At 63.5% G+C, this 17,628-nt stretch carries 11 protein-coding genes and 1 pseudogene; 4 read left to right on the top strand and 8 right to left on the bottom strand.

Going from position 1 to position 17,628, the window contains the following annotated elements:
* Position 1: 1 nt before the first annotated feature.
* From LGH82_RS26265 to LGH82_RS26255, 3 genes are all read left to right on the top strand, one after another.
* Positions 2 to 1,447, top strand: coding sequence for an efflux transporter outer membrane subunit (locus LGH82_RS26265; RefSeq protein ID WP_227345516.1), 1,446 nt, complete (start codon positions 2 to 4; stop codon positions 1,445 to 1,447).
* Between the two features lie 300 nt (positions 1,448 to 1,747).
* On the top strand, positions 1,748 to 2,611 hold the full coding sequence (locus LGH82_RS26260; RefSeq protein WP_227345515.1) for a hypothetical protein: 864 nt from the start codon (positions 1,748 to 1,750) through the stop codon (positions 2,609 to 2,611).
* A 229-nt stretch (positions 2,612 to 2,840) separates the two neighbouring features.
* On the top strand, positions 2,841 to 3,701 hold the full coding sequence (locus LGH82_RS26255; RefSeq protein ID WP_227345514.1) for a hypothetical protein: 861 nt from the start codon (positions 2,841 to 2,843) through the stop codon (positions 3,699 to 3,701).
* Positions 3,702 to 3,751: 50 nt separating this feature from the next.
* On the opposite strand, the gene LGH82_RS26250 is transcribed toward LGH82_RS26255, so the two are convergent.
* From LGH82_RS26250 to LGH82_RS26240, 3 genes are all read right to left on the bottom strand, one after another.
* Entirely contained in the window at positions 3,752 to 5,266 is a 1,515-nt protein-coding gene (locus LGH82_RS26250) for an aldehyde dehydrogenase family protein (RefSeq protein ID WP_227343909.1), read from the bottom strand.
* A 176-nt stretch (positions 5,267 to 5,442) separates the two neighbouring features.
* On the bottom strand, positions 5,443 to 6,717 hold the full coding sequence (locus LGH82_RS26245) for an RNA polymerase sigma factor (protein WP_227345513.1): 1,275 nt from the start codon (positions 6,715 to 6,717) through the stop codon (positions 5,443 to 5,445).
* Complete coding sequence (locus LGH82_RS26240) at positions 6,714 to 7,088, bottom strand: YciI family protein (protein WP_227345512.1); 375 nt, start codon at positions 7,086 to 7,088, stop codon at positions 6,714 to 6,716. Before LGH82_RS26240 ends, LGH82_RS26245 begins: the two co-directional genes overlap by 4 nt.
* A gap of 242 nt (positions 7,089 to 7,330) precedes the next feature.
* Between LGH82_RS26240 and LGH82_RS26235 the strand changes: the two genes are divergently transcribed.
* Positions 7,331 to 8,481, top strand: a protein-coding gene (locus tag LGH82_RS26235) for an IS3 family transposase (RefSeq protein WP_413771365.1) whose coding sequence is annotated in 2 segments (ribosomal slippage) — positions 7,331 to 7,595 and positions 7,595 to 8,481 — 1,152 coding nt in all. Because the reading frame shifts where the segments join, the coding sequence is not laid out codon by codon here.
* Here LGH82_RS26235 and LGH82_RS26230 read toward each other — a convergent pair.
* The 5 genes and pseudogenes from LGH82_RS26230 to LGH82_RS26210 form a co-directional block, all read right to left on the bottom strand.
* Positions 8,444 to 9,517 carry a DNA topoisomerase IB gene (locus LGH82_RS26230; protein ID WP_227345511.1) on the bottom strand — a complete coding sequence of 358 codons (1,074 nt, stop codon included), beginning with the start codon at positions 9,515 to 9,517 and terminating at the stop codon, positions 8,444 to 8,446. The two genes, LGH82_RS26235 and LGH82_RS26230, sit on opposite strands and share 38 nt — an antisense overlap.
* A 100-nt stretch (positions 9,518 to 9,617) precedes the next feature.
* The gene (locus LGH82_RS26225) at positions 9,618 to 10,556 is read right to left on the bottom strand and encodes a glycosyltransferase family 2 protein (protein WP_227345510.1); all 939 of its coding nucleotides are present in this window, start codon (positions 10,554 to 10,556) and stop codon (positions 9,618 to 9,620) included.
* Positions 10,557 to 10,681: 125 nt separating this feature from the next.
* Positions 10,682 to 11,566, bottom strand: coding sequence for a transglutaminase family protein (locus tag LGH82_RS26220; RefSeq protein WP_227345509.1), 885 nt, complete (start codon positions 11,564 to 11,566; stop codon positions 10,682 to 10,684).
* 67 nt (positions 11,567 to 11,633) lie between these two features.
* On the bottom strand, positions 11,634 to 14,036 hold the full coding sequence (locus tag LGH82_RS26215; protein ID WP_227345508.1) for a circularly permuted type 2 ATP-grasp protein: 2,403 nt from the start codon (positions 14,034 to 14,036) through the stop codon (positions 11,634 to 11,636).
* A 6-nt stretch (positions 14,037 to 14,042) separates the two neighbouring features.
* A pseudogene (locus LGH82_RS26210) lies at positions 14,043 to 17,400 on the bottom strand (DUF2126 domain-containing protein).
* Positions 17,401 to 17,628 lie beyond the last annotated feature (228 nt).

Raw genomic sequence — 17,628 nt, 5'->3', positions numbered from 1 at the left:
GATGGGCCTGAGACACCGGCAAGTCCACACTGGCTCCCGACTATGTCGGTTGTCGCTAATCGGCCTGATCGGGCTTGGCCTGTCGGGCTGCGTCCTCGGCACCGAGCATCCCGACGCCGCATTGGAGGTTCCGGCGGCTTACGGCAATGGCCCACGCCATCCCGATGCGGCCGTTCCGTCACTGGACTGGTGGCGCGGCTTCCGTTCCGAGGAACTGACCGGCTTGGTCGAGCAGGCCCAGGCCTCCAATCTCGACATCGCGGTGGCGGTGGCGCAGATTATCCAGGCCGAAGCCCAGGCCGGCGTCGCCGGCGCGCCGCTGCTGCCGAGCCTGTCGGCCGGCGCGTCGGCCGAGCGGCTGCGCCAGCAGGGAAGCAACAACAACCAGTTCAATCTCGGCCTCTCGGCGAGTTACATGCTCGATTTCTGGGGGAAGAACCGCGCAACGCTATACGCGGCCGAGAAGAACGCGCTGGCCAGCCGCTACAACCGCGAGGTCGTAGCCCTCAGCACCACCGTCGCGGTCGCCAACACCTACTTCCAGATCCTGGCCGCCCAGGACCAGATCAAGGTGGCGCGCGACAATCTCGCCGCCTCGACGCGCATCCTCAATCTTATCCAGAAGCAGCTCGCCGGCGGCACGACAACGCAGCTCGATGTTTCGCAGCAGGCGGCATTGGTCGCGACCGTGCGAGCCTCGATCCCTCCGCTGGAGGTGACGCGCCGCCAGAACATCGCCGCGATCGCCGTGCTGGTGGCGCGCGCGCCCGCCGACTTCAACGTGCGTGGCCAGAGCCTGTCGCGCATATCCATACCGCGCGTGACCCCCGGCCTGCCCTCGGAGCTTCTGGTCCAGCGGCCCGATATCCGCCAGGCCGAGGCGCAGCTTGCCGCGTCCAACTTCAGCGTCGAGTCCGCACGCGCGGCCTTCCTGCCGCAGATCCAGCTGACCGGCACGACGGGTTTCCAGAGCGCGGCGCTCTCCTCGCTGTTCGGCCCAGGCGCCTGGTACTACACACTTGCCGCCAGCCTGGCGCAGCCGATCCTTGACGGCAATCTGCTGAAGAGTGAGTTGAAACAGGCGAGCGGCGTGCAGTTGCAAGACCTGCAGGCCTACCGCAAGGCGGTGCTGTCGGCCTTCGCGGATGTGGAGATGGCGCTGGTTGCGCTCGAACAGACCACGATCCAGATGCGGCTGCAAAACGACGTCGTGACCAACGCCCGCAAGGCCTTCCAGGTGGCCGAGGCGCAATTGAACGGGGGCACGGTCAACCTGGTCACCGTCCTGCAGACGGAACAGACGCTTTTCTCCGCCGAGTCCTCATTGGTACAGGTTCGCCTGAACCGCGCTCTTGCGGCGACCAGCCTTTTCCAGGCGCTGGGCGGCGGTTGGAACAAGCCCGCGCCCGTGCCCGTGGTTGTCGCGGGTTCGGCGCCCCCGTCATAGAAGGACATGCCGCAGCCAAGGCGCCTTGCCTCGACCGACATCGGCGTTCCCTGCCTGGCCGACGCCGCGACGCAGGCGGCAGCCACCCCCGTCCTCTTGCAGATCACTGGCCCCTTGGGTTGCTATTATTGGGACCGGTTTTCCAGGCATTTGGCGAGCTTGACGTTGCACCAGTCGTGAAGGGAGCCACGCCTGGGCTGGGCCTATTCTCCGCATTTGGTACGTCTGGACACATGTGTCGCAGGCTGAAAAAAGGGGAACGAGACCCCGCCGTCGGAGTTGAGTCCGAACACCAGGAGAATGACGCTGAACTTGGAAGACATTGCCAGCCATCCGGCGTTGCATCGCTACGTTCAGGAGCAGTCGCTGGCACTGATCCGAATCTTTGAAGACAGCCCTCGGCTGGCCTCTATTTTTGCCACGCAGCAGCGTTGGTTGATGGGCCATATAGGCCTTTCGATGCATTTCAGGCGCGATCCGAGCGACCGTCGCAAGGAGCTGACGGTATCGCGTTTCATCGAGGTCGTGCATCGTCACGATGTGGCCAGCCGCAACACGGCTGACGCCTTCATCAAGGAGATGCTGCACTACAACATTGCCGAATACGCGGCGGGCGGGGATGGCCGCACGCACCCATTGCAGCCGACGGCGGCCACCGTGCGGACATTCACGGGCTGGGTTCTGGCCCATCTGCGGACGCTGGATCATATCGACGGTGGCGACCGGCTGGCCAGCTTCCTTGAACAGCCCGGCATGCTGGCCAGACTACAGCCGCTGGTGGCTGACGGCCTGCTTGCCTCAAAGCCGGTACGCGAACCCAACCAGACCTTTTCCCTGTTCATCTGGCTCAACAATGGCGGCATCGTCATGGATTGGCTGATGTCGGGCATTGATCCAGGCCATGCCGGCCTGGAGCGGATTCCGACCAGCGTCGTTTCGATTGGAGACTTCGCCAGATGGCTCAAGCTCTCGCGAACTCACCTTGGCCGCAAGCTGCGCACCGCCGAGGATCTCGGCAGCGTTGGCTGGCTTGGCGAACGCGGTCATTCGGTCATGTGGCTGTCGCGCCGGTTCTATGAAGAATACATGACCGTTCAGGCCGCCAAACTGGCCATTGTCGACAGTGCGTTCGAGGCCTGTTTCCCCCCGTCACAGGGCAGCTGAGAAACGGACCAATCCAGAAAGAGGCACAGGACAAGTCCAGGCTCGGAATGACTTCGGGACAAAGAGCCAAGCGGTTCTGAATTCACCGACACGATGAGTCGCTTTTGTAAACTCCTCCGACTGCATACACTCACCCACTATTGGCGACCGACGTCTGGACACAGGCGTAGAAGGCTGAAAATGTGATTCTGCGTCTTCACAGCATTGAAGCTGACAGCAGCGGGGGAGAATGACGCTGACCTTGGAAGATATTGCCGCCCACCCGGCATTACATCGCTGTGTGCGGGCGCAGGCGCAAGCGATGAACCAGATCTATGCGACAAACCCGCGGCTTTCCTCGGTGTTCGCCACCCAACAACGCTGGCTGATGGCCCATATCGGTCTTGCCCTGCATTTCAGGCGGGAGCCCGACGATTACCGCAAGGAGCTCACGATGGCGCGTTTCATCGACGCGATCCGGCAGAATTCCGTGGCCAGCCGCAACACAGCCGACGCCTTCGTCAAGGAGATGCTGCACTACAACTTCATTGAGCTACTGCCCTCGACCCAGGACGGCCGTATCCGCCCCCTGCAGCCGGTCGCGGCCTCGCTGGAAGTGGTGACCGGCTGGGTCCTTGCGCATCTGCAAACGCTGGACAGCCTTGATGGCGCGAACCGGCTGGCCACCTTCCTTGCCCGGCCCGACGGACTTGCCCGATTGCAGCCGCTGGTGGCCGACGGCCTGCTATCGTCAAATCCGGTGCGCGAGCCCAAACGGACTTTCTCGCTGTTCACCTGGCTGAACAATGGCGGCGTCGTCATGGATTGGCTGATATCGGGCGTCGATCCCGACAATGCCGGCCTCAGCCAGATTCCGACTGGTGTGCTCTCGATCGGCGACTTCGCGAACTGGCTCAAGCTCTCGCGAACCCACCTGACGCGCAAATTGCGCGCCGCGGAAGAACTCGGCAGCATCGGCTGGCTCGGCCAGCGCGGCAATTCGGTGATGTGGGTGTCCAGCGATTTCTACCAGGAATACATGGCCGCCCAAGCCGTGAAGCTGGCCATCATCGATGCGGCCTTCTCGGACGCTTTTCCAAAAAGCGATTGAGCGGAAACAGACCAGGGCGGCCATGCAGCCGCCCCGGCGTAGTCATCTCCTCACTCGATGTCGAACGAGACGCCCTGGGCAAGTGGCAGCGCCTTGGAGTAGTTCACCGTGTTGGTGGCGCGGCGCATATAGGCCTTCCAGGCGTCGGAACCTGATTCACGGCCGCCGCCCGTCTCCTTCTCGCCACCGAACGCGCCGCCGATCTCGGCGCCGGACGTGCCGATGTTGACATTGGCGATGCCGCAGTCCGAACCGTCGACGCCAAGGAAGCGCTCGGATTCCTGCAGGTCGCGCGTGAAGATCGACGAGGAAAGGCCGGCACCCACCGCATTGTGCTCGTCAAGCACCGCGTCGAAATCGGAATACTTCATCACATAGAGGATCGGCGCGAAGGTCTCTTCGGTCACCGGCGATACCTGTTTGGGCATCTCGACCAGCGCCGGATGAACGTAATAGGCATCGGGATGACCATTCTCGACCCGCGTGCCGCCGGTCACCTTGCCGCCATGGGCGGTGGCTTCGGTGATCGCCTTCCGCATGGCGTCGAAGGCGGCCTTGTCGATCAGCGGACCGACCAGCGACGTGGTCTCCAGCGGATTGCCGACGGAGACGCTCTGATAGGCCTTCTTCAGGCGGGGAACGAGCTGGTCGTAGACGCTGTCATGGACGAACAGGCGGCGCAGCGTCGTGCAGCGCTGTCCGGCCGTGCCCATGGCGCCGAAGGCAATGGCGCGCAACGCCATGTCGAGATCGGCGGTCGGGCAGACAATGCCGGCATTGTTGCCGCCAAGCTCCAGCACGGCACGGGCAAAGCGCTTGGCCAGGCGCGGACCGACATCACGGCCCATGCGCGTCGAACCGGTGGCCGAGACCAGCGGCACTTTCGGGTGATCGACCAGGATCTCGCCGACGGCGCGATCACCGATCAGCACCGAGACCAGGCCATCGGGCGCATCCGAACCAAAACGCTTGACCGCGCGCGCAAAGATCGCCGCGCAGGCCAATGCGGTCAGCGGCGTCTTCTCCGACGGCTTCCACACCACCGCATCGCCGCAGACCAGGGCAAGTGCCGTATTCCACGACCATACCGCTACGGGAAAATTGAAGGCCGAGATGACACCGACGACGCCCAGCGGATGCCAGGTTTCCATCATGCGATGTCCGGGACGCTCGGTGGCGATGGTCAGGCCATAGAGCTGGCGCGACAGACCCACGGCGAAATCGCAGATGTCGATCATCTCCTGGACTTCGCCCAGGCCCTCGGACGGTATCTTGCCGACCTCGATCGACACCAGGCGGCCGAGTTCGGCCTTGTGGGCGCGCAGTTCTTCGCCCAGCAGCCGCACCAGTTCGCCGCGCCTGGGGCCCGGCACCATCCGCCACGCCTGGAACGCCTTGTGGGCGCCGTCGATCGCCCTCGCCGCATCGGCCGGCGAAATCGTCTTCAGCGCCGCGATCTTCTCGCCCGTCACCGGGCTCTTCACGATCAGGTCGCCACCCTCGAGCACATCACCGGCAACACCAAGCTTGCCCAGAAGCCCGGCCGTTTCCTTCGCTATCGTCATGTTCATCCCTTTCAGATCCTGCCGCTTATATGGCCTCGGCCAAAGCCTTGCGCCATGCCTTCACGGTGCCCATGGGCATGCGAGGCGCGTTGATGGATTGGCATTACTCGTTTGGGGGAGAGATCGCCACCCCGGCATGGTCCAAGGTTGGACGGCAGGATTGAGCCAGGTGGGGTTCAGTGCGCCGTCTGGGCTGTGCCCGTCGCGGCACCTTCCTTCATCAGCCGGTCGATATGCATCCGGATATGGGCAGCCTCGGCGGCGGTGTTGGCAAGTGCGATGGCACGGTCGAAGGCGATGCGCGCCTCCTCGCCCCGGCCAAGCTGCATCAGCAAGCCGCCCTTGAGACCGAAGAAGTGGAAATAGCCGGACAGCCTCTGCTCCAGCGGTTCGATCATGGCGAGCGCCGCCTCGGGTCCGCGCACCTTGGAAACCGCGACCGCGCGGTTGAGGGTGATCACCGGCGAGGGCTGCATCTGCTCGAGCAGACCGTAGAGCAGGTCTATTTCCACCCAGTCGGTGTCGTCGGCCTGCACGGCGCGCGCGTGCAGCGCCGCGATCGCCGCCTGCACCTGATAGGGGCCGGGCTTGCGATGACGCAAAGCCTTGTCGACCAGCGCCAGCCCTTCGTCGATCATCTTGCGGCTCCACAGGCTGCGATCCTGGACCTCGAGCAGCACGATCTCGCCGTTTTCATCGAAGCGCGCCGGGGCACGGGCGTGCTGGAGAAGCAGCAGCGCCGTCAGCCCCATGATTTCGGCCTCGGTCTGGAACAGCCGCAGCAGCAAACGGGCCAGCCTTATCGCTTCCTCGCACAGCGGCGCACGGGCAGGCGCTTCGCCGCTGTTGGTCGAATAACCCTCGTTGAAGATCAGATAGACCATGGCGGCCACGGCAGCGAGCCGTTCGGAACGCTCGACCGCTCCTGGCGTCTCGAACGGCACGCCGGCGTCCGCGATGCGCGCCTTGGCACGGGTGATGCGTTGCTCCATGGCGCTTTCACCGACGAGGAAGGCACGCGCGATCTGCTTGACCGTGAGGCCGGAGACGATGCGCAGCGCCACCGCGATCTGCTGCGTCGCCGGCAGGTCCGGATGGCAGCAGATGAACAGCAGCCGCAGGATGTCATCGCGGTAATGCGCGCCGTCAAGCCGTTCGGCGATATCGCTTTCGGCATCTTCGAGGTCAGAGATCTGATCCTCTTCCGGCATCGGCGCCTGCTTGGCGCGTTTGCGCACCGCATCGATGCCGCTGTTGCGGCCAACAAAGATCAGCCAGGCGGCCGGATCGCGCGGCGGTCCGTTCTGCGGCCAGTTCTTCAACGCCTTGAGACAGGCATCCTGAAAGGCTTCCTCGGCCGCATCGAGATCACGAAAATAACGCAGCAGCGCGCCCATCGCCTGAGGGCGCGCCGTGCTGATCGCCGTGCTGATCCAGGCGAGTTCGGTCATGCTGGAACCCTGGCGGGATTGAAGATGGAAACCGGCCGTATCTCATAGGAACCGCCGCTCGGATTGACCTCGGACAGTTCGCGCGCGAACTCGACAGCCTCGTCGAGATCGGCGCATTCGAGCGTGTAGAAGCCGAGAAACTGTTCCTTGGTCTCGGCAAACGGCCCGTCGATGACGACAGCCTCACCCTTGACTTTCCTCAGTGTCGTCGCCGCCGTCGTCGGCAGCAGCCGCGCCACCGGGCCAAGCCGGCCCGCTTGAGCATATTTTTCCTGGACGTCGAGGAGATTGGCCATCACCTCGTCGTCCTGTTCCTTGCTCCAGGAGCAGACGACGTCTTCGGAGGCGTAGCAGAGGATGGCGTAGAGCATGGTCAGTCCTTTTCTCGATCAAAGGACGAAACAGTAGGACCGATCCCGACATGGCGTCGATAAAAAAATCCTCCACCTGCGAGGCATCGGAGCTCGATCTGAGCTTCAGTCAGCCCTCCCGGGCCCTGAGCCATCTTAGAGCCAGCGCCTCTTCATCGTCGAGACCATCTATCGACCGCTTGTGCCTGTTTGGACTTGCCCCGAAAAAGTGGAGAGTTTCCTTCTGATGAAAGGCGACCTCGATGACGAAACAGAGACAGTTTACGGATGCGTTCAAGGCGGAGGCGGTTGGCCTTGTGCGAACGAGCGGTCGGACGAAGCGGCAGATCGCGGAGGATCTTGGTGTTGGTTTCTCGACGCTGACGCGATGGATGGGTCGGCAGCTGGATCGTGAGATGGGCGATCCTGGGCGTCCGCCTGATGCTGATGTCGCCGCTGAATTGAAACGGCTGCGGCGGGAGAATGAAATCCTTCGGCAGGAGCGGGATATCTTGAAACGGGCGACGGCTTTTTTCGTCAAGGAGGGAAGTCGGTGAGGTTCGCGCTCATCGACCAGGCGAAGAAGGATTTCCCTGTGGACCGTTTGTGCGCGACGCTGGGTGTCAGCCCGAGCGGCTACTTTGCCTGGGGGCGCCGGCCGGCGTGCCGCCGGCAGCGCGACGACATGATAATGCTGGCGCATGTGCGATCGTCGTTCGCGCTGTCGAACGGAACCTATGGTAGCCCGCGCATGACGCGGGAACTGCAAGACAATGGCTTTGCCATTGGCCGGCGACGAACGGCGCGTCTGATGCGGGAGAATGGCCTCCAGGCAAGACAGAAGCGGCGGTTCAAGCGCACGACGGACAGCGAACACGCCTTTCCGGTTGCCCCCAATGTCATCGACCAGGATTTTGCCGCCACTGGTCCCAACCAGAAATGGGGTGCCGACATCTCCTACATCTGGACGCGGGAGGGCTGGTTGTACCTTGCTGTCGTCATCGATCTGTTTGCCCGCAAGGTCGTTGGCTGGGCTGCTGGCAACCGGCTACACCGCAGCCTGGCTCTGGCAGCGCTCAACAAGGCGTTCGTCATGCGGCAGCCGGAACCCGGCCTCATTCACCACTCCGACCGCGGCAGCCAATATTGTTCTATCGACTACCAAGCCGAATTGCGTGCCGCCGGCGTCATCATCTCAATGTCAGGCAAGGGCAATTGCTTTGATAACGCCATGGTCGAAACATTCTTCAAGACGCTGAAAACTGAACTGATCTGGCGCACCTCTTTCCTTACCCGCGCCGATGCCCAAGCCGCCATTGCCCGATATATCGACGGCTTCTACAATCCCATCCGGCGGCATTCCGCGCTCGACTACATCAGCCCGATGCAGTTCGAGCGAAACGCCGCCGAATGAGCAACCCGCTCTCCACTTTACCGAAGCAAGTCCAGTTCGCATCCATCATCTCGTCGAGCAATCGCCCCTCGGTCCAAGCCTCGAAGACTTGCGGATGGATATAGCATTTGCGGCATACGGCGCGCGTGTTGCCGAGCCGTTCGGCAACCTTGTCGATGGTGCTGTTCATCACTCTTTTCTGTTGCCCCCGACTATCGGGCAGGTCCGTCCGCGCAAACAGGGACGCGGCATGGATGGTACCGCCCCAGGTCCGGAAATGCTTGGAACTGAAATCCGGGCCGACGGCGTCCCGGATGTAGCGGTTGACATCGTCCGACCGCACCGGGTGCCGGTTCCCGTCTTCGTCTAGGTACTGGAACAGCTTCTGGCCCGGCAGGTCCTGGGCGTCGCGCACGATCCGGGCGATGCGGCGATCGACCAGTTTCAGTTTCCATTCCTTGCCGGACTTGCCCTTGAAGGCGAAGCGCAGGCTTGACCCCTCGATACTGACATGGCGGTCGCGCAGCGTGGTCAGCCCGAAACTCTTGTTGTCGCGGGCGTAGGCTGCGTTGCCGACCCGGATCATCGTGTTGTCGAGCAGCCAGACGATTGCCGCGACGACCCTTTCGAACGGCAGGCCATGGCGGCGCAGATCGGCATCGATCCGGCGCCGCAATTCGGGGAGGCTTTCGGCAAAGGCGATCAGGCTCGAATATTTGGCGCCATCGCGCACATCAGCCCATTGCGGATGATAGCGATATTGCTTGCGCCCGCGCTGATCCCTGCCGGTGGCCTGAATATGACCGTCGGCATCGGGCGAAATCCATACATCCGTCCAGGCCGGTGGAATGACGATCGCCCTGATACGATCAACAGTGCTTTTGCCCACGGTCCGACCGTCGGGAGCCTTGTACGTGAACCCTTTTCCGGCACGCAGGCGGCGAATACCAGGCTCGGCATCACTGACATAGGCCAACGAGGCTCGACCGGCGCAAGCCTGCGCCCCGTTCTTCGGCGCGGCCTCCCCAGCGAACGGCGACCCTGCCCTGTCAAGCATGCTTCCTCCATGAGAATTTTCCCATGGATAAGCTGCTTGCCGCCCGCTGGTTCCCTCGCCTCGCGAAACCGGGCCGGGATGTGAACCTCGTGGACCGAAGCTATAGAGCGCTTCGCAGGTGGACTTTCGGGATGGAGAACCGCCGGCGTGCCGCGAGCTTGAACTGATAACGCAGGCAGCGCCAGGCTTCCGATCTCGCTTTCGGCGCCGCCGCCGCAACAGTCAGGAATCGTGCCGCGGTCTCCAGATCGCCGCGCGCGTAGTGGACCCGGGCAATCTTCAGGGCAACGAGCCCTTCCCTTGTCTTGAGCGCCGATTTCGGAATACCGCAATCGGTAAGCGTGCGCAGTTCCCGGCGCCAGTCCAGGAAGCGTCGTACCGATTTGATCGTGAACCGATTGTCGGATCGCTCCGGCGAAACCTCATAGATCATCACGGGTTGCGAGATCATGGCGAGTGACGCCTTGCTCATCAACCGCGCCCAGAAAAGCGTGTCTTCATCATAGGCCAGTCCGACCGGGAACCTCGTGTCGCCTATGGCGATTCGGGACGCCAGTACGCTGCCCACGGCGACCGATCGGATATCGCCTCTCACATAGGCCAAAGCGTTTGCGAGACAGGCGGTCGTGTAGCCGCCGGGCACCTTGATCTGCCGATCCTTGCCATTGACCCGTCGCCGGAAGCCGCCGACGATCATCTGCGCCTTTGGCTGGGCTTCCGACCGAAGCAGCAGGGATCGAAGGCCGCCCTCGATATGCAGGTCGTCGGCGTCGATCATGTATATCCATGGACACCGCGCTTCCGCCAAGCCAAGGTTGCGGGCAGCGCCCGCGTCACGGCAACTGGCCGGCAGCACGCGCAGCGGAAGTCCCAACTGCGCGGCTGCATTCTGCGCAACCGCCGCCGTCCCGTCCGACGAGGCATCGTCGACCAGCAAAATCTCGCCGATAATTTCGATCTCTGCACGAAGCGACGCCAGCGTTCCCGCTATGGTTGCCGCTGCATCATGGGCAGGGATGATGATGCTGACTGATTTCAATACGACGAACTCCGCGTGTCCGCGTCATATACATGCGTTGGCAGTTTGTCCCCCGTACGAATACAAGATAACCGCCGCACTCCATTTTGAGAAGCAATCTCTGTGCGGTCTCGGGTTTCAGCACGTCACGCCTTTTCAAGCACGACGGGGATCACGTCGACCGCTTGCTCGCCCACCTGCCCGCCCGTGGTCTTGAGAACGCCAACGATGGGCGCCACGTCCGAATAGTCGCGACCGAAGCCGACGGTGATATGGTCGTTGCTGGCCCGCATGCCGTTGGTCGGATCGAACTCCTGCCAGCCCGCATCACGGCCGCACCAGACCTTCACCCAGGCATGCATGGCGTCGGCGCCTTCGAGCCGGGGCTTGCCCTTCGGCGGGATGGTGCGCAGGAAGCCGCTGACATAGCCGGCTGGAATGCCGAGCCCGCGCAAGCCGGCGATCATGATGTGCGAGAAATCCTGGCATACGCCGCGTTTCAGCCTGAAGGCATCGCTGGCTTTGGTTCGAACCGTGGTTGCGTCGCCGTCATAGGTGAAATCGTGGTGGATGCGGTTGCACAGATCGATCGCCGTGCCCACGGTGGAGCCCTTGGCGCTGTCCTGCGCATAGGCGGTGATCGCGGCGTCGATGCTCGAATGCGCGCTCGCGGCCAGAAAGTGATGCGGCGAAGCAGGTGACAGCGACCGCACCGCGCCGAGTTCCTGCCGGAGCCGGCGAATGTCGGGCGACACGTCGAGCCCCGGTTCCGGCCGCGACACGGACACGCGCGCGCTCATCCTGATGTCGAGTTCATCATGCGCATCGCGAAAGGCGATCGAGGTGACATTGTTGCCGAAGAAGTCGGAAAAATCCGAACGTTCGTTGGGCGCCGGCGCGAAAGACAGCGACGCGGCGATGACGCGCTGAATGCCAGCAATCGTCGACGGCAGCACGCGCACCTGGTGGCGGCCACCGCCAGCCGCCGCAGCGTAGTCGTAATGAAGATGAAGCCTGATGTCGTAAAGCATGCGCTACTTTTCTTGTCTTGGCGCAGGTTCTTGTCGCAAAACCGTGCGACACTTTTTCGGAACCTGCTTACCCGAAATAGGCTTTGGCGAGGCTGTTGTAGAGGCCGCCAATCTCATAGGCGAGATCATCCAGCGCCTTTGTCGTCATGTCCGCCGGCTCCTTGATGGCGATCTGCGTGTTGAGCTGCAGGATTTCCTTTGCCGCCGTCGACATGTGCCCTTCTCCGCCAACCGCCGGCAACAGCGCGATTTCGGCCTTCAGCCTTTCCAGCTGGAACAGGATGGAGCGCGGGTTGAGCGGATCGAGCGCCAGGAGATCGATCACCGTGCGCCGACCGGCCTGCACGGGATATTGCCGCCGATGGGTCATGACGCTGTCGCCGATCTCCAGCATCATGTCGAGGGCGCCGTCCGGCGCCTTGGCGCTGGTCAGCCGGGCCAGTGTGCGGGCGATCTGGATGCCGCGCTCCAGGCGTCGGCCGATCTCGAGGAAGCGCCAGCCCGCGAAGCGGTACATATTCTCGTGCAGCAGGCCGGAAAAACCGGCGAGTTTGCGCAATATCACCGTCATCGCCCTGGTCGCGTCGTCGCCGGGCGCCACGGTGGTCGCGAACTGATGGATGGTCTTCGACAGATCCTTCAACGCCAGCCAGCCATCGGGCGAGAAACGGTCGCGAATCTGGCCGGCGCTGTAGACGGCGCTGTCCAGCGTGCCGATCAGCCCGGACGGGATGGCCGAATCAACGTCGATGCCGAAGGGGTCGAGATAATCCCTGATGTCGGTAAGCAGCGGCATCTTGGGATCGGAGGTCTCGGCCAGCCGCACATGATAGGCGCGCAGGATGCGCACCGTGTCTTCCGAGCGCTCGATGTAGCGGCCGAGCCAGGTCAGGTTCTCGGCCGCCCGGCTGGGCAGGCTGCCCGGCCGGGTGCGGGTGAAGCTGTCGCCCTCCTGCGGCAGCAGCGTCTCGCGCTCCACCGGCTTTTCGCTGACCACCCAGACATCCGCCGCATGGCCGCCGCGCTGCATGGCGATGGCGGTCGGGTCGAGCGACAGGCCGACGCGGGCAAAACCGCCGGGCATCACCGTCCAGCCCCCGGGCGTCCGTGCCAGATAGACGCGCAGGCTCGCCGGCCGCGGCTCCAGCCTGCCGTCGGCATAGACGGGCGTGGTCGAAAGCGTCACCGCTTCCTGGCCGACAAAGTCGCCGCCACTGCGTTCGATCCCAGCGATGAGTTCAGCTCGTTCCTGCGCGGACAGCGTGGAGCCAAGCCGGGTCTGGTCGTCATCCTCGAAGGCCAACCGCGTCGACAGCGCGGGGCCGACCACCATGCGGTCGAGATTGGCCAGCACGTGCTCGCGTTCGGTTTCCTGCCCGCACCACCACGTCGCGACGCTCGGCAGCAGAAGCTCTTCGCCCCGCAAGGCGCGCGCGATCTTCGGCAGGAATGCGAGCAGCGCCCGTGTCTCCATCAGGCCGGAACCCAGCGCGTTGACAGTCGAAACTGCGCCCTGGCGGATCGCCTCGACCAGCCCCGGCGTGCCGATCTGCGAATCCGGACGCAGTTCGAGCGGATCGGCGAAGGCGGCATCAAGCCGCCGCCACAACACGCTGACCGGCATCAGGCCGGACACGGTGCGCACCATTAGCTTGCCACCGGAAACTGTCAGGTCTTCGCCCTCGAGCAGCATGATGCCGAGATAGCGGGCGATGTAGGCGTGTTCATAGTAGGTTTCGTTGAGCGGCCCCGGCGTGAGGATCGCGACACGACCTTCGGATTCCTTGGCCATGCCGATCAGCGCGTCGCGAAAGCGGCGGAAGAAGCCGGCGAGGCGATGGACGTGCATCTCGCCATAAATGTCGGAGAGCGCACGTGTGGTGGCGACGCGGTTTTCGAGCGCGAAGCCGGCGCCTGACGGCGCCTGCGTGCGATCGCCCAGAACCCACCACTGGCCGTCCGGACCACGCCCGAGTTCGAAGGCACAGAAATGCAGGAAATGGCCGCTGGCCGGCATGGTGCCGACGATGGGCCGCAGATATTCGGGGCTGGCCGCGATCAGCCGGGCCGGCAGGATGCCCTTTTCGATGAGCTGGTTCGGCCCGTATATATCGGCGACCGTGTCCTCGAACAATTCCGCGCGCTGTACGAGCCCGGCGCTGATGTCGGCCCATTCCTTTTCGCCTATGAGCACGGGAACATGCGCCAGCGGCCATTCCCTCTCGGCGCCGGCCTTGTCATAGACGCGGTAGTAGACGCCGGCATCGCGAAGATACTGGTCGGCGCGAGCAAAGCGCTGGCCGAGTTTTTCCGGCCCCAGTGCCTCAAGCGCTTCGATGAAGTGCTTCCAGACCGGGCGGGGATTGCCAGAGGCGTCGACCATCTCGTCGACGACGCCGTCGATCGGCCGGTAGTGCTCCAGCAGATTGTGCGGCTTGCCGCGTACCTTCTTGTGATTCCCCTTTGCCATCGTCGATCAGAGTCTTGGAGGGCGCCTGAGGTCAAGGGTCATCGGGAAATCTTCAGCGGGTTCTTCGCTGTGCGGCACATAACCGGACGGTGTATGGCCACGCGGCTCGAAGCGGGCGAGCCGCCGCGCCTCCGCTTCGTTGCCATTGACCGGAAATGTGTCGTAGCTGCGGCCGCCGGGATGAGCGACATGATAGACGCAGCCACCGACAGCCCGGCCCGACCAACGGTCATATATATCGAAGACGAGCGGCGTGTTGACCGGAAGCGCCGGATGCAGGCCTGATGCCGGCTGCCAGGCCTTGAAGCGCACGCCGGCCACCGCGACCTCGCGGTTGTCCGTCACCCGCATCGGCACAATGCGCCCATTGCAGACGATGGCATGACGCTCGGGGTTCAACCCCTCGGTCTTCACCTGCAGCCGCTCGACCGAGGAATCGACGAAGCGTACCGTGCCGCCAATCGCGCCCTGCTCGCCCATGACATGCCACGGCTCCAGCGCCTGGCGCAGTTCCAGCTTGATGCCAGCGTGCTGGACCTCGCCGCAGAAGGGAAAGCGGAATTCGAGCTGGGCGTCGAACCATTCGGGGCGGAACTCAAAACCATTGAGCTTGAGGTCGTCGAGCACGTCGAGGAAATCGGCCCAGACATAGTGCGGCAGCATGAAACGGTCATGCAGCGATGTGCCCCAGCGCACGAAGCGGCCGTCGAGCGGGTTTTTCCACGCGCGGGCAATAATAGCGCGGACCAAGAGCTGCTGCGCCAGGCTCATGCGCGCATTGGGCGGCATCTCGAAGCCACGGAACTCGACCAGCCCCAGCCGGCCGGTTGGGCCATCCGGCGAAAACAGCTTGTCGATGCAGATTTCCGAACGGTGCGTATTCCCGGTGACGTCGGTCAAAAGGTTGCGGAACAGCCGGTCGACCAGCCACGGCAATGGCGCATTGCCTTGATCGGGATGTGGCACCTGCGCCATGGCGATTTCGAGTTCGTAGAGCGAGTCATGCCTGGCCTCGTCAAAACGCGGCGCCTGGCTGGTCGGGCCGATGAACAGGCCGGAGAACAGATAGGACAAGGATGGACGCCGCTGCCATTGCAGCACCAGGCTCTTCAACAGATCGGGCCGGCGCAGGAACGGGCTGTCGTTGGGCGTCGCGCCGCCGACAACGACATGGTTGCCGCCGCCGGTGCCGGTGTGACGGCCGTCGATCATGAACTTGTCTGCGCCAAGCCGCGTCTGCCGCGCCTCCTCATAGACAGCCGTCGTCGTCGCCACGCAATCCTGCCAATTGGCGGCGGGATGGATGTTGACCTCGATGACGCCCGGATCCGGAGCTACGCGGATGACGTTAAGGCGCGGATCGTGTGGCGGCCCATAGCCCTCGATATGGACGGGCAGGCCGATTGCCTTTGCCGCGTTTTCAGCCGCGGCAACGAGTTCGAGATAATCCTCCAGGGCCTCGACCGGGCATGAACACGCAGAGCCGCCCGTCGCGTGGCTCGACCGAAAGCGCGGTGCGCACCGCGCCGCCGATCTCGGTGATCTCCTGCTCGACCCGGTCCTGTTGGCCAGTCGCGGCGGTGAACGACACCGCCTGCTGGCGGCGCGCCATTTCATCGGCGCCTTCCAGTTCTGTTGGAGCCGCGGTGGGCAAGATGGCTTCGCGCGCCGGCAGCGGTCCGCGCGGCAGCGACGGATCGACCGGCACGATGTAGGGGAATTGCGCCGGCGGCACATAGGGCAACGTGCCCAGCGGCAGACGATAGCCAACTGGTGAATCGCCGGGCACCAGGAACAGCCGGCCGCGCCGCGTCTTCCATTTTTCAGAGCGCCAGCGCGGCCCCGAGGCCTGGCTGTTCCAGCGCTGCACCGGCAGCACATAGCCCGACGGCTTCGTCAGCCCGCGTTCGAACACCTTTGCCATGCGGCTGCGCTCTTCCGGGTCTTCCAGCTTCGAATTGGACGGATCGACATTGTCGGGCAGCTTGCCTTCCTTGAGCAGCCATTCGGCCGGATCCTCATAGGCTTCGCTGACCATGGCCTTTTCGATGCCGAGTTCGCCGGCAATAGCGGTGAGCAAGCTCTCGGCCTGCTGCGGACCGATATCAGACTCGCTCTTTTCATGGGCGATCAGCGACGGGTCTCTCCATACCGGCTCGCCATCGGCGCGCCAGTAGAGCGAAAAGGTCCAGCGTGGCAGGCTCTCGCCCGGATACCATTTGCCCTGGCCGTAATGCAGGAAGCCGCCTGGCGCGAAGCGTTCGCGCAGCCGGCGGATCAGCGCATCGGCCTTTTCGCGCTTGGTCGGCCCGACGGCGGCGGTGTTCCACTCCGCGGACTCGAAATCGTCGATCGAAACGAAGGTCGGCTCGCCGCCCATCGTGAGGCGCACATCCCCGGCCTTGAGCACGGCATCGACCTTGTTGCCGAGCGCGTCGAGCGCCAGCCAGCTTTCATCGGAGAACGGTTTGGTGATGCGCGGATGCTCGGCGATGCGGTCGACACGCATCTCGAAGCCGAACTCGACATTGGCGAAGCTCGCCATGCCGGAAATCGGCGCGGCATTGCGGAAATGCGGTGTCGCCGCCAGCGGCACATGGCTTTCGCCGGTGAGCAGGCCCGAGGTCGGATCGAAACCAATCCAGCCGGCTCCCGGCAGATACACCTCGCACCAGGCGTGCAGATCGGTGAAATCGACGGCGGTGCCCGGCGGGCCGTCGAGCGCGACGAGATCCGGCTTCAACTGGATCAGGTAGCCGGAGACGAACCGCGCGGCAATGCCGAGATTGCGCAGGATCTGCACCAGCAGCCAGCTTGAATCGCGGCACGATCCCTTGGCCGCGGCCAGCGTCTCCTCCGGCGAGAACACGCCCGTTTCCAAGCGCACGATGTAGGCGATCTCGCGCTGCAGCCGGGCATTGAGGTCGACGACGAAATTGACGGTGTTGGTCGGTTGGCGATCGATGGTCTTCAGGAAGGCCGACAGCAGCGGACCCGCTGGCTCCGGTGTCCGGTAGATCGTCAGATCGTCCCTGATGTCTTCGGGATATTCGAACGGAAAGATCTCCGCCGACGGCTCGACGAAGAAATCGAACGGATTGTAGACCGTCATGTCGGCGACGAGGTCGACCTCGATCTTCAGCTCCGTCACCGGTTCGGGAAAGACGAAGCGGGCGAGGAAGTTACCGTAGGGGTCCTGCTGCAGATTGACGAAGTGATTGGCCGGCTCGACCTTCAGCGAATGGCTGAGCACCTTGGTGCGGGAGTGAGGCGCCGGCTGCAGCCTGATAACCTGGGGGCCGAGAACCACCGGCCGGTCGTATTTGTAGTGGGTCAGGTGATAGACGGCTGCCAGAATTGCCATGGGGCCCCGGAATTCAGCGTTTAAACCAATTCGCTGAACCCTGACACATCTGGCCGCCAATCTCCAAGCGGATGTTGCGGTGCACCTAAATTAAAGAACCATGGCCGGCTTAAGGCGTGTTGAGATTCAGGTCAGGCCGAGCCGAAAATGGCTGATACCGAGAACCGGAGCGGAGCGTACTTAAAGTACGTGAGCACCGGAAGCGCAGGAAGCCGCTATTTGCAGGCC

The organism is Mesorhizobium sp. PAMC28654, assembly GCF_020616515.1.
Taxonomy (GTDB): domain Bacteria; phylum Pseudomonadota; class Alphaproteobacteria; order Rhizobiales; family Rhizobiaceae; genus Mesorhizobium.
This window is presented reverse-complemented; position numbering and strand designations above follow the sequence as displayed.

What these genes read in the sequence shown, in the direction of transcription:
- LGH82_RS26260 (WP_227345515.1), top strand. Translation starts at nt 1,748, where the DNA reads ATGACGCTGAACTTGGAAGACATTGCCAGCCATCCGGCGTTGCATCGC.
- LGH82_RS26255 (WP_227345514.1), top strand. Translation starts at nt 2,841, where the DNA reads ATGACGCTGACCTTGGAAGATATTGCCGCCCACCCGGCATTACATCGC.
- LGH82_RS26220 (WP_227345509.1), bottom strand. Translation starts at nt 11,566, where the DNA reads ATGCTTTACGACATCAGGCTTCATCTTCATTACGACTACGCTGCGGCG.
- LGH82_RS26250 (WP_227343909.1), bottom strand. Translation starts at nt 5,266, where the DNA reads ATGACGATAGCGAAGGAAACGGCCGGGCTTCTGGGCAAGCTTGGTGTT.
- LGH82_RS26215 (WP_227345508.1), bottom strand. Translation starts at nt 14,036, where the DNA reads ATGGCAAAGGGGAATCACAAGAAGGTACGCGGCAAGCCGCACAATCTG.
- LGH82_RS26230 (WP_227345511.1), bottom strand. Translation starts at nt 9,517, where the DNA reads ATGCTTGACAGGGCAGGGTCGCCGTTCGCTGGGGAGGCCGCGCCGAAG.
- LGH82_RS26240 (WP_227345512.1), bottom strand. Translation starts at nt 7,088, where the DNA reads ATGCTCTACGCCATCCTCTGCTACGCCTCCGAAGACGTCGTCTGCTCC.
- LGH82_RS26265 (WP_227345516.1), top strand. Translation starts at nt 2, where the DNA reads ATGGGCCTGAGACACCGGCAAGTCCACACTGGCTCCCGACTATGTCGG.
- LGH82_RS26245 (WP_227345513.1), bottom strand. Translation starts at nt 6,717, where the DNA reads ATGACCGAACTCGCCTGGATCAGCACGGCGATCAGCACGGCGCGCCCT.